The sequence below is a fragment of the Roseiterribacter gracilis genome, assembly GCA_018332375.1.
Taxonomy (GTDB): domain Bacteria; phylum Pseudomonadota; class Alphaproteobacteria; order BOG-932; family Roseiterribacteraceae; genus Roseiterribacter; species Roseiterribacter gracilis.
In genome coordinates, this window is the sequence record BOPV01000001.1 from 2,601,881 (window position 1) to 2,614,039 (window position 12,159).

Consider the following 12,159-nt stretch of genomic DNA (forward strand, 5'->3'; position numbering starts at 1 on the left):
ACGTAAACCAGCCGCCTACCGGCAGCGAAAATACGCTGAGACGTTCGCTGCTCTAGTCGCCTGCAACGCGCAACGGAGAAAGGTCGCGCAGCCAGGGCCGGTCGAGCTGCGGCTTACCGCAGTGATAGCCCTGCAACAGGCCGATACCGTAGGCGCGCAGCAGATCGGCCTCGGCCTGGGTTTCGACGAACTCGGCGACGGTCTTCAAACCGAACCCGTCGCACAGCGCCAGCAAGGTGCGCACGAACAGCTGGTTGTCGGTGTTGACCGGCAGCCCCTGCACGTAACTGCCGTCGATCTTCACGATGTCGACCGACAGCGATTTCAAATGGCGGAACGACGTGTAGCCGGCCCCGAAATCGTCGAGCGCGACGCGGCAGCCCAGCGCGCGAATCGCATGCACGAAACGCTCGGCTTCGGCGACGTCCTGCATCGCCACGGTTTCGGTGATTTCGACGATCAGGCGCGACGCAACGTCGGGACGGCCGCGCAGCAATTGCTCGGCGTGGTGGCGCCACGGACGGTCGGACACGGTCAGACCCGACACGTTCACCGCCAGCGCGATCTCGGGATGCGCGATCAGCTCGGCAACCGCGAGATCCAGCACGTGCAGATCGACGATCCGGTTCAATCCCAACCGGTCGATTGCGGGCAGGAACGCGCCGGCCGGCAGCACCGACCCGTCCGGCCCTTCGATGCGCAACAGCGCTTCGTAATAGGACGTCGTGCCGGTCCCTGAATCGACGATCGGCTGATAGGCGAAGCGTGCCTGGTTGGTCTTCAACGCGCGCAGCACCTGTTCGGCGATTTCCATCTGCACGCGATGTTCGCGGCGCTGGGCGCGCGACCATTCGTACTCGACGAAGCAATCGGCACCGCGGCCGCGCGCATTGCCAAGCGCAAGCTCGGCCTTGGCCATGATTTCGTTGGCGTCCGACGCGGCATCAGCCAGCGCAACGCCACCAATCGACAAGGTTACGTGGATCGGACCGTCGGGCGTGTCGATCGGCTCGGCGCGCAAGGCCTGCAGCAGCTTCTGCGCCACCGCAGCCATATGGTCGGGCGCGCAGCGATGCAGAATGACGCCGAACATGTCGACATTGACGCGCCCAATCACGTCGCGCTCACGCAGCAACCGTTCCAGCCGGTGCGCAACGCCGATCAACACCGCATCGGCAGCAGCGCGGCCGAAGCCTTCGCCCACCACCGGCAGCTTGTCGACCGCAACCGCCATGTAGCAGGCAACCGCCGCATAGCGTTGCACCTGGCCCAATGTTTCGGTCAGCGCGGTTTGCAGGCGCGGCCGGTTGAACAGGCCGGTCAGCTCGTCGAAATTCGCGTTCTGTTCGAGCGACAATTCGTATTGTTTGCGACGGTCGATCGCGCGCAACACGCCGCGCACCAACCGCGGCGCACCGTCGGCGCCGCGCGCCGCCTGACCGCGGTCATGCACCCAGCGATACCGACCGTCGGCGAGCAGCAGACGAAATTCGCAATCGAAGATGCCGGCGTCGGTCCAATGCGAATCGAGCGCAGCCAAACGTGCCGACAGATCCTGACCAACCACGACGTCATGAAATGCGCGCCCGGTCGCGGGCGGCGCGTCGGCGCCGAACAAATCGACGACCGCACCGAAGAAATGGACTTCGTCGGTGGCGAGATCCCATTCGTAGCCGACGTCACCCGCAGCAGCGAGCGCAATGGTCAGCGCCGCAGCCAGCCGCTCTTGGTCAGGGACCGCTGAGAAAAGCGGACCGTCATGCGCGCCGGACGACGCCGGGGAAGCCGGAGACATGGGCCGGGACCGTACCTTCGGTTCGTTACCCGAAGATGAAGCAAACAAATTGTACGCGGGTTTCTAACGCAACCCGCGCGTGAGGATCAGGGCGGCACTGACCAAAGCGTAGACGCAAGAAGCGAGCAGAATCGCCGCAGCGCCCAGATTCACCGCCCGCAACGTCTTCACCGAAATCAGGTGTCGCACGCGTGCAACGCCGGCCGACAAGGCCAGCCACCAGGATGACGAGCCTAAAAATACGCCCAGAACCAGCGCAGCGGCACGATCGAAATCGTGCAGGTCGGTCCCGAGACCGAATGATGCAAAGATCGCCGCAAAGCCGATCATCGTCATGGGGTTGGTGAAAGCGAGCACGAACCCGGTCGCAAAATCGCCGGGCAGATGTCGGGCGCGCGCTTCGACGACGGGCGGCAACGGATCGTGCCGCCAGGTCTGCACCGCGAACCACAAAAGAACGATGCCGCCGACCAGACGAATCGGCCCCTGCCAGCGCGTCACCCATTCGGCGATCGCGGCGATGCCGAACGCGGCCGCGAGCGAATACATGCCGTCGGCGATCGCAGCACCGACGCCGGTGGCGAAGCCGTGCAGCACGCCGCGATCCAAGGTGCGTCGCATGCACAGCAGTGCAAGCGGCCCAACCGGGATGGCAACGCCAAGCCCGATCGCGATGCCGCGAAGCAACGTCCAGAGTTCGTCCAAGCTGGTGCTACTCGAAAAAAGCGGCGGCTAGCTGAGCTGCTTTTTGCGCCCGTACAGTTCGAGCATGTCTTCGACGATGTCGTAGCCAAGCCGAGCCGCAATCTCGCGCTTGAGCTCTTCCAGCTTGTCGTCCTGGAATTCGATCACCGTACCTGTCTCGACGTCGATCAAGTGGTGATGATGCTCGAGCTTGGTTTCAAAGCGCGCGAAGTTCGAATTGAACCCGTGCTTCTGCACCAGGTGCAGCTGATCGAGCAGATTCAGCGTGCGATAGACCGTCGCGATTGAGACCGACGGATCGATCTCTTTGACGCGCACATAGACGGTCTCGACCGAAGGATGATCCCCGGACTCGTCCAGCACTTTCAAAATAGCCCGGCGCTGATCGGTCATCTTCAGCCCGGCGGAGACGCACTTGCGCTCCAACTCATTCATGCGACGTCCCCCCAGCTTTGGGCCGGTTGCTACTGACTCTTACTACTCTCGCTCTTTGGTCCCGAACAGGCGGTCGCCCGCGTCGCCGAGGCCAGGAACAATGTAGGCATGGTCATCGAGGTGGCTATCCAGCGATGCGACATAGACCGGAATCTCCGGATGCACCGCATGAAAAGCGCGGACACCTTCCGGTGCGGCGACCAGCGCCATGACCCGGATCAAGCTTGGCGGGACGCCATGCTTTTTCAGGATCTGGGTAGCATGGGCCAGGGAATGGCCGGTCGCCAGCATCGGGTCTACGACCACGAACAGCCGTCCATCTGCCGCCTCGGGCAATTTCACAAAATACTCGGTCGGCCGCTTGGTCACCGGATCGCGAAACAGACCGATATGGCCAATGCGCGCCGAGGGGACGAGTTCGATCAGCCCGTCCGCCATTTCCAGCCCGGCGCGCAGGATCGGCACGACCGCCAGTTTCTTACCCGCCAGCTTCGGCACCTGGGCCGGCGCCACCGGGGTTTCGATCTCGACCAGCTCGGTCGGCAGATCGCGCGTAATTTCGTAGCCCATCAGCAGCGCGATCTCGCGCAGCAGCGACCGGAAACCGTTGGTCGAACGGTTTTTGTCGCGCATCAGGCTCAGCTTGTGCTGGACCAGCGGGTGATCGACCACGAACAGTCGCTGAAAATTGGGATGTTCGCGCATCAGGCGGCCTCTTCACTCGCAGGTTCGTCCGCGACCCAGCGGCGCCGCGCATCGGCGAGCGTCCCGGTTTCGATCGCCGCGCGAACTTCGCGCAGCAGCCGAGTCATGGTCGCCACGTTATGAATGGATACAAGCTGCGCGCCCAGCATCTCACCCGCTTTTAACAGGTGATGCACGTAGCCGCGGCTTGCCGTCTTGCAGGCGTAACACGCGCAGCGTGGGTCCAGGGGACCGGTGTCGGTCTTGAACCCAGCGTTGCGCAGATTGATGCGTTCGCCGGGCGCGCCTTCGACCAGCGCCCAGCCATGGCGCGCGATGCGCGTCGGCGACACGCAGTCGAACGTGTCGATGCCCAGCGCCACGCCCATGAAAATGTCGCGGATGCCGCCGATGCCCAGCAGATGCACCGGCCGGTCGGGATGAACATGCGCCATCGCCATGCCGACGACGTCTTCCATCTGCGCCTTGGACCCGCCCAGCGTACCGCCGACGGCGGTGCCGAAGAAATCCCGGTCGCGCGTCCACGACGCGCTGTCGCGGCGCAGATCTTCAAACGTGCCGCCCTGCACGATGCCGTACATGGCCTGACGACCGTCATCGTTGAGGCGCGCGAATTCGGCCAGCGAACGATCGCCCCAGCGCTGCGACAGCAGCATCGATTTGCGCGTGTAGTCGCGGTCGACATGGAACGGCGTGCATTCGTCGAGCTGCACCACCAGGTCGGCGCCCAACTTGCGCTGGATGCGCACCGATTCTTCCGGCGTCAGCGTCAGTTTGCGGCCGTCGAGATAAGAGCGGAACGTGGCGCCGCTTTCTTCGATCTTGAGCAAGGTGGTCGCGCGCCCACCATTCGGCGAACGGCGTCCTTTGATCTCGTCGGCGATCGAGCCGTGGCCCATCGAGAAAATCTGAAATCCGCCCGAGTCGGTCAGCATCGGGCCGTTCCAACCGGTCATCGATTGCAGACCGCCCAACGCTTCGACCACGTCGGCGCCGGGTTGGATCATCAAGTGATAGGTGTTCGATAGAACGATCTCGGCGCCCGCGTCGCGCATCTGCGCCATCGTCACGCCTTTGATGGCGGCTTTGGTGGCGCAGAAGATGAACGCAGGCGTCTGCACCACGCCGTGCGGCGTCGTCAGCCGACCGCGGCGCGCCGCGCTGTCGTCGGACCGTTGCAGAACTTCAAAACTGAATTCAGTCGACACGGCGGAACCCCGCATCCGGCGCGCGCTGCACCAGCCAGCGCGACACATACATGAACGGCGTCTCGAGCACCGAGTACAGAACCCGCAGCCCGTAGGTACCCAGCACGTAGGTGAAGATCAGCGTGTGCAGGCTGACCGGTTCGGGCGCGAACACCATCCAGGCCAACGTCGAGAACACGATCGTGTCGAGCAGCGCCGACAACAAAGTCGAGGCGTTGGTGCGCAACCACAGATATTTGCGCCCGGTGCGCGCCCGTACGGCGCGAAACACCCAGACGTCGAAACTTTGGCTGATCAGATACGACACCATGCCGGCGGCGAAGAGCGACGGCGCCGGTTTGAAGATCGCGGCGAGGTGCGGCTGGATCTCGGCGCCTTCGACCGGCTTGTAGCCCAGGGTCAGCACCATCAGCACGGTCCACAACAGATAGCCGGCAAAACCGACCAGCACGCCGCCAAGCGCTGCCTGCCGTCCGTAATGTTCGGCCAGCAGATCGGTTGCGAGATAGGTCGAGGCAAACACGACGGTGCCCAGCGCGACTGGTTCGGGGAAGGCCGCGAACTGCGCTTCTTTCAGCACCTGCACGTTGGCGGCGATGACCGCCAGCACGATCCAGGAATAGAGGCCGGCGGCACCGAACTGGCGCAGCAGCAACATGCAGCCGCCGTAGCAGACGACGAGCAGCATGGCCTCGATCGCCTCGACGGGCAGCGCGTGGAGCCACGCAATCAGCGGTTCGGGCGAAAGGGGAAACATGGCGCGCCGGGATTACGCGAAAGGGATGGTCAAACGCAAACGGCCCACCGACGCAGGTCGGAAAAAACAAAAGGGGCCGTTCAAACGCAAACGGCCCCGCCGAGGCGGGGCCGTTTAATTCGTACGAGAAGGATCAGATCAGGCGGCGGCGCGCGCGGCGACGGCCTTCACGATCAGCTTCTTCACCGCCTTGAGCTCGCTCGGCAGGTCATCGCTCGCGGCGCTGACCAACCAGGCGTCCAGGCCGCCTTTGTGCTCGATGGTGCGGATGCCGTTGGTCGACAGGCGCAGCCGAACGTCACGGCCCAGCGACTCCGAGAACAACGACGTCTCCTGCAGGTTCGGCAGGAAGCGGCGCTTGGTCTTGTTGTTGGCGTGGCTGACCTTATTGCCGGTCTGCACGCCTTTGCCGGTAACAACGCAACGACGGGACATAGTCTGATCCTCGAACCGTAAGGGCCGCAGCCCCCTCAAAATGACGACGGCGCCGGAGAGACCCCCAGCGCGCGAGGCGCGGAACATGACGGAGGCCGCCGCACGAGTCAACGAAAGGGAGCTTTCCGGCGCTTAGATTTGGCCTATTCCCGGGAACTGGGTGCGGCGGGGCGACGCAGGCGGAATATAAGACCCCCGCCGCTCCGTACCTGCCCTGCCAACAAACAACACTCCTTTGGAGAAACCCCAATGAGCCATCTCGTCCGTATCGCCGCCGGTCTGTTGATCGCCGGCCTTGCTTTGCCGGCCTTCGCCGCCGACCCGGCCAAGACCGCAACCACCGCCAAGGGCCCGGCCCTGACCGACGCCAAGGGCATGACGCTCTACACGTTCGACAAGGACGAAGCCGGCAAGTCGGTGTGCAACGGCCCGTGCGCCGTGAACTGGCCGCCCTTCGCCGCCGCGGCCGACGCCAAGGCAGAAGGCAAGTACACGGTCGTCACCCGTGAAGACGGCAGCAAGCAGTGGGCCTACGGCGGCAAGCCGCTCTACACCTGGAAGAACGACACCAAGGCCGGCGACACGACCGGCGACGGCGTCAACAGCGTCTGGCACATCGCCACGCCGTAAGATCTAGCCGCGAAGCGGCTCCCGGATTTCACCTTCGAGCTGAAAACCGGGAGCCGCGCTTTGCGCGGCTAGATTCTGCTGTTCCTGCTGCTTGGCCCACATCGTCGCAAAGATTCCATCGGCCGCGCGCAATTGATCGAACGTTCCACGTTCGGCAACGCGTCCTTTTTCCAGCACCACGATTTCATCTGCGTCGATCACGGTCGACAGGCGATGCGCAATGATCAAGGTCGTGCGCCCTGAACTGGCGGCGCGCAGATTGGCTTGAATGCCGCGCTCGGTCGCGGTGTCGAGCGCGCTGGTCGCTTCGTCGAACAACATGATCGGCGGATCTTTCAACAGCGCGCGCGCAATTGCGACGCGCTGCTTTTCACCACCCGACAATTTCAATCCGCGTTCGCCGACCTTGGTTTCGTACCCGTCGGGCAAGGTCATCACAAAGTCGTGGATCTCGGCCATGCGGGCCGCGTGTTCGATCGCTTCCTTGGTCGCGCCGGGGCGTCCATAGGCGATGTTGTAATAGATCGTGTCGTTGAACAGCACCGTGTCCTGCGGAACGATGCCGATCGCGCCGCGCACGCTGGTTTGCGTCACGTCGCGCACATCCTGCCCGTCGATCGTCACGCGCCCGTCGGCCGCGTCATAAAACCGAAACAGCAAACGGCTGATGGTTGATTTGCCTGCACCGGTGGGACCGACAATCGCCAAGGTCTTGCCGGCCGGCACGCGGAACGACACGCCGTGCAGAATCTCGCGCCGCGGATCGTAACCGAAACGGATATTCTCGAACGCGACTTCGCCGCCGCGCACCTGCAATGGCTGCGCGCCCGGCTTGTCGGCTACTTCGCGATCGACGCGCAACAGCTCAAACATTTTCTCCATGTCGACGAGCCCCTGTTTCAGGCTCGAATAGACCCAGCCGAACACGCCCAGCGGCGCCGCCAGCTGCAGTAGATACGTGTTCACCAGCACAAAATCGCCGACCGACATCTCGCCCGCTTCGATCGCGTAGGCGCTCATCGTCATCACCACCGTCAGGCCCAGCGCGATGATGAAAGACTGGCCGATATTGAGCCAGGCCAGCGACGTCTGCGTGCGCACCGCATGGCGTTCGTATTTCGCCAGCGCTTCGTCGTAGCGGCGCGCTTCGTGCTCTTCGGCGACGAAATACTTCACCGTCTCGGCGTTGAGCAGACTGTCGATCGCCTTGGTGTTGGCGGCGCTGTCGCTTTCATTCATCGCGCGCCGGATCGACATGCGCCAGTTTGCGACTTTGATCGTGTAGAAAATATAGATGCCGACCGTCGCAACCGTCGCGATGGCGTAGTTGACGCCGAACAGATGCCACAAAATACCGGCCGCCAGCGCCAGCTCGACCAAAGTCGGTACGACGTTGAACAGCGCAAAGGACAGGATGTTGTCGATCGCGTTGGTGCCGCGCTCGATCGAACGCGACAGGCCACCGGTCTGACGTTCGACGTGAAAGCGCAACGACAGCGCGTGGAGATGCCGGAACACGGTCAAGGCGACACGGCGAATGGCGCGCTGCGCGACGTGCTGAAACACGGCGCTGCGCAACTGGTCGAACAAGGCCGCCGACAGGCGTGCGAGCCCGTATCCCAGAATGATCGTCAGCGGCAGCAGCGCCAAATGTTCGCGTCCCGGCGACAGCGCATCGACGGCGCGGCCATAGACCAGCGGAATCGTGACGTTCGCCGCCTTGGCCAGCAGCAAACAGAAAACCGCCAGCACCACGCGCAATCGCAGACCTGGCTCGTTGGCGGGCCAGAGATACGGAAGCAGGGAGCGGATGGTGCGGAGATCGCCGGAGCTTTTTTCCGGCGGGGGCGTGATCGGCGGGGTCATATGCCCAGCCAAGATAGGGCTCAGCGCTTGTCGCGCCAGCGCTTCAGCACTTCGAGTGCATGGGAATTGAGGCCCTTCGCGAAATCGCCCGGCGGGGCAGCCGACGCGGTCGGCCGCGCGGCGGCTTTTTTGGCCGCATCGCGCCGCGCCACCTCGGCCTGGAACAAAGCGGTCATGCGCTTGATCTTTTCCGGCGTGGCCTTGGCCTTCAGCTCGGCGATCTTGGCCGCGACTTCGCGGGAATGTTCGTCGTCTTTGGCCATCAGGTCCCCATCGGAGGTTCGGCCTTCGCCTCGTCGATCCATCGTTGCATGGCCGGGTGGGCCAGCACCGAATCGACATAGCTTCGCTCGACCACGCCCAAAGAAACGCCGTAGGTGGCAAAACGTGTCACGACCGGCGCGTACATCGCATCGGCGTTGGAAAAACGTCCGAACAGGAACGGGCCGCTGGCCCCGAACCGCCCCCGCGCCTCGCGCCAGATGGCGCTGATCCGGTCGATATCGGCCTGGGCCTCGTCGGACCAACGTTGGCCGCGCAGATCGTGGAGCACATCCATCGCCAGATCCCGGCGCAGCGCGGCGAACCCACCATGCATCTCGCAGCTGATGCTGCGCGCATGGGCGCGCGCAGCGGGATCGGCGGGCCAAAGGCCACGATCGGGAAACCGGTCCGCCAGATGTTCGAGGATTGCGTAGCTTTCCCAGATCCGTTCGCCGCCATCGAGCAGCACCGGAATTTTGCCGGACGCGGTCCAGTTCGCGATCTGCGCCTTGGTATCGCTGCGGCGCAACCGGATCTGAATTTCACGAAACGGGATGCCGGCATGGACCATCGCGATCCAGGGACGCAACGACCAGGAGCTGGTGGCTTTGTTGCCGATGACGAGTGCGAGCGAAGACATGCCGCAGGGTAGGTTCTCGCGTCGCCATCTGTCCATCGAAGGCCCTCTGCGGCATGGTGCGCGCCCATGTCGACCGACTCCTTGATCGAACCGATCGACGACGCAATCGCGATCGTCGCCGTCCGCAAATCCGAGCTTGCTGCCTGGCAGCAGCAACAAGCCGAACCGATCCGCGCCTGGGTCATTAGCTGCGGCTTCGAAGCCGAGGCGCACGCGGTGCTGCGTCTGCCCGGCGACAAGCCGGCCGTGCTGATCGGACTTGGCGACACGATCGACCGCTGGAGCTTTGCCGGCTTGCCGCAAAGCCTGCCCGAAGGCGTCTATCGCATCGACGGCGAACTGACAGACGAAGAAGCGACGCAAGCAGCGCTGGGCTGGGCGCTCGGGTCGTATCGCTTCACGCGCTACAAGAAGCCGTCGCGCGACGTGGCGCAGCTCATCTGGCCGAGCAAGGCCGACCGCGCGCAGGTCGCGCGCGACGCCGCGTCGATGGCGTTGGTGCGCGATCTGATCAACACGCCGACCAACGATCTCGGCCCCAGCCAATTGGCCGACGCGGCGCAAGCCGTGGCCAAAGAATTCGGCGCGACCTGCAATGTCACGGTCGGCGACGCGCTGCTGACCGAAAATTATCCCGCCGTGCATGCGGTCGGCCGGGCCGCGACCAATGCACCGCGCCTGATCGACATCGCCTGGGGCAACGCGGCCCATCCAAAGATTACGCTGGTCGGCAAAGGCGTGTGTTTCGACACAGGCGGTCTCGACATCAAACCGTCGAGCGGCATGCTGATCATGAAAAAGGACATGGGCGGCGCCGCGCACGCGCTGGCGCTGGGCCGTATGGTCATGGCGGCAAAGCTGCCGGTGCGTTTGCGCGTGATCATTCCCGCGGTCGAGAACGCAATCGCCGGCAACGCGATGCGCCCGCTCGACGTGCTGCAGACGCGCAAAGGTCTGACGGTTGAAGTCGGCAACACCGACGCCGAAGGCCGTTTGATTCTGTCCGACGCGCTCGCTTTGGCGTGCGAGGACAAGCCCGATCTGTTGATCGACTTCGCGACCTTGACCGGCGCCGCACGCGTCGCGCTGGGCCCGGACCTGCCGGCGATGTTCGCCAATGACGACGCGCTTGCAGCAGAGCTGGAAAACGACGCGCGCGAAACCGGCGACCCGTTGTGGCGCCTGCCGCTGCACAGCGCTTATGCCAAGGATCTCGACAGCAAGATCGCCGACCTGAACAACATTTCCAGCAACGGCTTTGCCGGCGCGATTTATGCGGCGCTGTTCATGCAGCGCTTCGTCGATCCAGCTGTGAAGTGGATCCATCTCGACACGTATGGCTGGAACTCGAAGGCACGACCCGGCCGTCCCGAAGGCGGCGAAGCGCGCAATCTGTTCGCGCTGTACCGCCTGATCGCGCGGCGCGCGAAATGAGCGTGCCTGCCCGCATCATCGCCGCCGCAGCGCCGCTCAAGGGACGACCCGACTTCGCGGCCGAACTTGCGACCGAGCTGTTGTTCGGCGAACGCGTGACCGTCGGATTCGCCCGCGACGACTGGGCCGAAGTTGTGAACGCGACCGACGGCTATCGCGGTTTCGTGCCGGCGGAGACGTTGGGCGAAGATGCGGACTCGGTGCAACCCACGCACAAGATCGGTGACCTGCGCGGCTTCGTGTATGGTGAGCCGAACATGAAAACGACGCCGCTGACCGCGCTGTCGTTTCTCAGCACCGTCCAGGTCACGGGCGAGAAGAACGGCTTTTTCGAAATCGAGCATGAAGGCTGGATCTATCACCGGCACCTTGTTGCGCTCGACCATGTCGAAACCGATCCGGTTGCAACCGCACTGCGCTTTCTCGGCGTTCCCTATTTGTGGGGCGGCCGCACCAGCCTGGGTCTCGATTGTTCGGCGCTGGTGCAGTTGTCGCTGGCAGCAGCCGGCATCGCAGCGCCACGCGATTCCGGTCCGCAGTCGCAGAAGTTGGGCCAGCGCGTCGTCGGCGACGTGCGCTTACAGCGCGGCGATCTGTGTTTCTGGCCCGGCCATGTCGCGATGGCGGTCAACGAAACCGAGATCGTGCATGCCAACGCGCATTGGATGAGTGTCGTGCGCGAGCCGCTGGCCGACCTGGTCGCCCGCGTCGATCGCGCGCCGGACGTGCGACGGCTGTAGAGCCAAATGGCGCGCAAGTCGCCGGACGAAGACGCCTACCGCGCGATCATCAACCGGATCGCGCAAACGCGGTTTGACCGCGGGCTGAAACAGTCAGAATTCGGCGCGCTGATCGGGCTGACGCAGGATGCGGTGTCGCGCGTCGAGACCTGCACCCGCCAGCTGAGCTTGCTGGAATTCAAGCGCGCCTGTGACGTGCTTGGATTAGACGCCGGCGAATTGCTGCGCGCTACACAGTCTCGCTGATCTGCTTCACCGGCGTGATGTCGGTGTACATCGGAATATCGGCGAACGCGCGGTGGGCGTTGGGACCTTCGACCGAGGCGTTGAGATCCGCCATCGTGTCGAACGTCAAATGCGTCATGACGCGAAAGGTGGGCTCGCCGCCGCCCAACGCGCGCACGCCTTCGACAACCGTCCAGCTACGCAAACCGGTCGGGCCGAACACGTCTTCGACCAACGGCATATGCACCGACATGTAGTAATCCATGTCGAAGCGACCACCGGGCGCGGACGGGTACATCACACTGAAGATCGCGGCCATC

15 protein-coding genes are annotated in these 12,159 nt (G+C 63.9%); 4 read left to right on the forward strand and 11 right to left on the reverse strand.

The genetic code is table 11. The annotated features are described in order from the left end of the window. Nucleotides 1-52: 52 nt before the first annotated feature. The 7 genes from TMPK1_RS12865 to rpmB form a co-directional block, all read right to left on the reverse strand. Nucleotides 53-1,795 carry a putative bifunctional diguanylate cyclase/phosphodiesterase gene (locus TMPK1_RS12865; RefSeq protein ID WP_420243416.1) on the reverse strand — a complete coding sequence of 581 codons (1,743 nt, stop codon included), beginning with the start codon at nt 1,793-1,795 and terminating at the stop codon, nt 53-55. A gap of 63 nt (nt 1,796-1,858) precedes the next feature. Then, nucleotides 1,859-2,500 carry a LysE family translocator gene (locus TMPK1_RS12870; RefSeq protein WP_420243417.1) on the reverse strand — a complete coding sequence of 214 codons (642 nt, stop codon included), beginning with the start codon at nt 2,498-2,500 and terminating at the stop codon, nt 1,859-1,861. Nucleotides 2,501-2,527: 27 nt separating this feature from the next. Continuing rightward, on the reverse strand, nt 2,528-2,935 hold the full coding sequence (locus TMPK1_RS12875) for a Fur family transcriptional regulator (RefSeq protein WP_420243419.1): 408 nt from the start codon (nt 2,933-2,935) through the stop codon (nt 2,528-2,530). A 42-nt stretch (nt 2,936-2,977) separates the two neighbouring features. After that, on the reverse strand, nt 2,978-3,640 hold the full coding sequence (upp, locus tag TMPK1_RS12880) for a uracil phosphoribosyltransferase (protein WP_420243420.1): 663 nt from the start codon (nt 3,638-3,640) through the stop codon (nt 2,978-2,980). Next, on the reverse strand, nt 3,640-4,863 hold the full coding sequence (gene tgt, locus TMPK1_RS12885; protein ID WP_420243421.1) for a tRNA guanosine(34) transglycosylase Tgt: 1,224 nt from the start codon (nt 4,861-4,863) through the stop codon (nt 3,640-3,642). Before tgt ends, upp begins: the two co-directional genes overlap by 1 nt. Beyond that, a complete protein-coding gene (locus TMPK1_RS12890) occupies nt 4,838-5,605 on the reverse strand; it encodes a queuosine precursor transporter (protein WP_420243422.1) in 768 nt (255 codons plus the stop codon). The genes tgt and TMPK1_RS12890 overlap by 26 nt, the downstream gene beginning before the upstream one ends. A 138-nt stretch (nt 5,606-5,743) precedes the next feature. Beyond that, nucleotides 5,744-6,040, reverse strand: a complete 297-nt coding sequence (gene rpmB, locus TMPK1_RS12895; protein ID WP_420243423.1) for a 50S ribosomal protein L28 — start codon at nt 6,038-6,040, stop codon at nt 5,744-5,746. A gap of 249 nt (nt 6,041-6,289) precedes the next feature. On the opposite strand from rpmB, the gene TMPK1_RS12900 reads away from it, so the two are divergent. Further along, complete coding sequence (locus tag TMPK1_RS12900) at nt 6,290-6,670, forward strand: COG4315 family predicted lipoprotein (protein ID WP_420243424.1); 381 nt, start codon at nt 6,290-6,292, stop codon at nt 6,668-6,670. Between the two features lie 3 nt (nt 6,671-6,673). Here TMPK1_RS12900 and TMPK1_RS12905 read toward each other — a convergent pair whose 3' ends face one another. Genes TMPK1_RS12905 through TMPK1_RS12915 form a run of 3 tightly spaced genes read right to left on the reverse strand, consistent with a single transcriptional unit; the run spans nt 6,674 to nt 9,440 of the window. Then, nucleotides 6,674-8,536, reverse strand: coding sequence for an ABCB family ABC transporter ATP-binding protein/permease (locus TMPK1_RS12905; protein WP_420243425.1), 1,863 nt, complete (start codon nt 8,534-8,536; stop codon nt 6,674-6,676). A 20-nt stretch (nt 8,537-8,556) separates the two neighbouring features. Continuing rightward, nucleotides 8,557-8,799, reverse strand: a complete 243-nt coding sequence (locus TMPK1_RS12910) for a hypothetical protein (protein WP_420243426.1) — start codon at nt 8,797-8,799, stop codon at nt 8,557-8,559. Next, on the reverse strand, nt 8,799-9,440 hold the full coding sequence (locus TMPK1_RS12915; RefSeq protein WP_420243427.1) for a glutathione S-transferase family protein: 642 nt from the start codon (nt 9,438-9,440) through the stop codon (nt 8,799-8,801). The genes TMPK1_RS12910 and TMPK1_RS12915 overlap by 1 nt, the downstream gene beginning before the upstream one ends. Nucleotides 9,441-9,506: 66 nt before the next feature. On the opposite strand from TMPK1_RS12915, the gene TMPK1_RS12920 reads away from it, so the two are divergent. From TMPK1_RS12920 to TMPK1_RS12930, 3 genes are read left to right on the forward strand one after another with little or no spacing between them, the layout of a single operon-like run. Further along, complete coding sequence (locus TMPK1_RS12920) at nt 9,507-10,874, forward strand: leucyl aminopeptidase family protein (protein WP_420243428.1); 1,368 nt, start codon at nt 9,507-9,509, stop codon at nt 10,872-10,874. Beyond that, entirely contained in the window at nt 10,871-11,614 is a 744-nt protein-coding gene (locus TMPK1_RS12925; RefSeq protein WP_420243429.1) for a C40 family peptidase, read from the forward strand. Before TMPK1_RS12920 ends, TMPK1_RS12925 begins: the two co-directional genes overlap by 4 nt. 6 nt (nt 11,615-11,620) lie before the next feature. Next, complete coding sequence (locus TMPK1_RS12930) at nt 11,621-11,860, forward strand: helix-turn-helix domain-containing protein (protein WP_420243430.1); 240 nt, start codon at nt 11,621-11,623, stop codon at nt 11,858-11,860. On the opposite strand, the gene TMPK1_RS12935 is transcribed toward TMPK1_RS12930, so the two are convergent. Further along, nucleotides 11,844-12,158, reverse strand: a complete 315-nt coding sequence (locus tag TMPK1_RS12935) for an EthD family reductase (RefSeq protein ID WP_420243431.1) — start codon at nt 12,156-12,158, stop codon at nt 11,844-11,846. The two genes, TMPK1_RS12930 and TMPK1_RS12935, sit on opposite strands and share 17 nt — an antisense overlap. Nucleotide 12,159 lies beyond the last annotated feature (1 nt).

Bases quoted from the DNA above. Each gene is read 5' to 3' on its own strand.
- TMPK1_RS12865 (WP_420243416.1), bottom strand. From the start codon at position 1,795: ATGTCTCCGGCTTCCCCGGCGTCGTCCGGCGCGCATGACGGTCCGCTT.
- TMPK1_RS12875 (WP_420243419.1), bottom strand. From the start codon at position 2,935: ATGAATGAGTTGGAGCGCAAGTGCGTCTCCGCCGGGCTGAAGATGACC.
- upp (WP_420243420.1), bottom strand. From the start codon at position 3,640: ATGCGCGAACATCCCAATTTTCAGCGACTGTTCGTGGTCGATCACCCG.
- tgt (WP_420243421.1), bottom strand. From the start codon at position 4,863: ATGCGGGGTTCCGCCGTGTCGACTGAATTCAGTTTTGAAGTTCTGCAA.
- TMPK1_RS12890 (WP_420243422.1), bottom strand. From the start codon at position 5,605: ATGTTTCCCCTTTCGCCCGAACCGCTGATTGCGTGGCTCCACGCGCTG.
- rpmB (WP_420243423.1), bottom strand. From the start codon at position 6,040: ATGTCCCGTCGTTGCGTTGTTACCGGCAAAGGCGTGCAGACCGGCAAT.
- TMPK1_RS12900 (WP_420243424.1), top strand. From the start codon at position 6,290: ATGAGCCATCTCGTCCGTATCGCCGCCGGTCTGTTGATCGCCGGCCTT.
- TMPK1_RS12905 (WP_420243425.1), bottom strand. From the start codon at position 8,536: ATGACCCCGCCGATCACGCCCCCGCCGGAAAAAAGCTCCGGCGATCTC.
- TMPK1_RS12910 (WP_420243426.1), bottom strand. From the start codon at position 8,799: ATGGCCAAAGACGACGAACATTCCCGCGAAGTCGCGGCCAAGATCGCC.
- TMPK1_RS12915 (WP_420243427.1), bottom strand. From the start codon at position 9,440: ATGTCTTCGCTCGCACTCGTCATCGGCAACAAAGCCACCAGCTCCTGG.
- TMPK1_RS12920 (WP_420243428.1), top strand. From the start codon at position 9,507: ATGTCGACCGACTCCTTGATCGAACCGATCGACGACGCAATCGCGATC.
- TMPK1_RS12925 (WP_420243429.1), top strand. From the start codon at position 10,871: ATGAGCGTGCCTGCCCGCATCATCGCCGCCGCAGCGCCGCTCAAGGGA.
- TMPK1_RS12930 (WP_420243430.1), top strand. From the start codon at position 11,621: ATGGCGCGCAAGTCGCCGGACGAAGACGCCTACCGCGCGATCATCAAC.
- TMPK1_RS12935 (WP_420243431.1), bottom strand. From the start codon at position 12,158: ATGGCCGCGATCTTCAGTGTGATGTACCCGTCCGCGCCCGGTGGTCGC.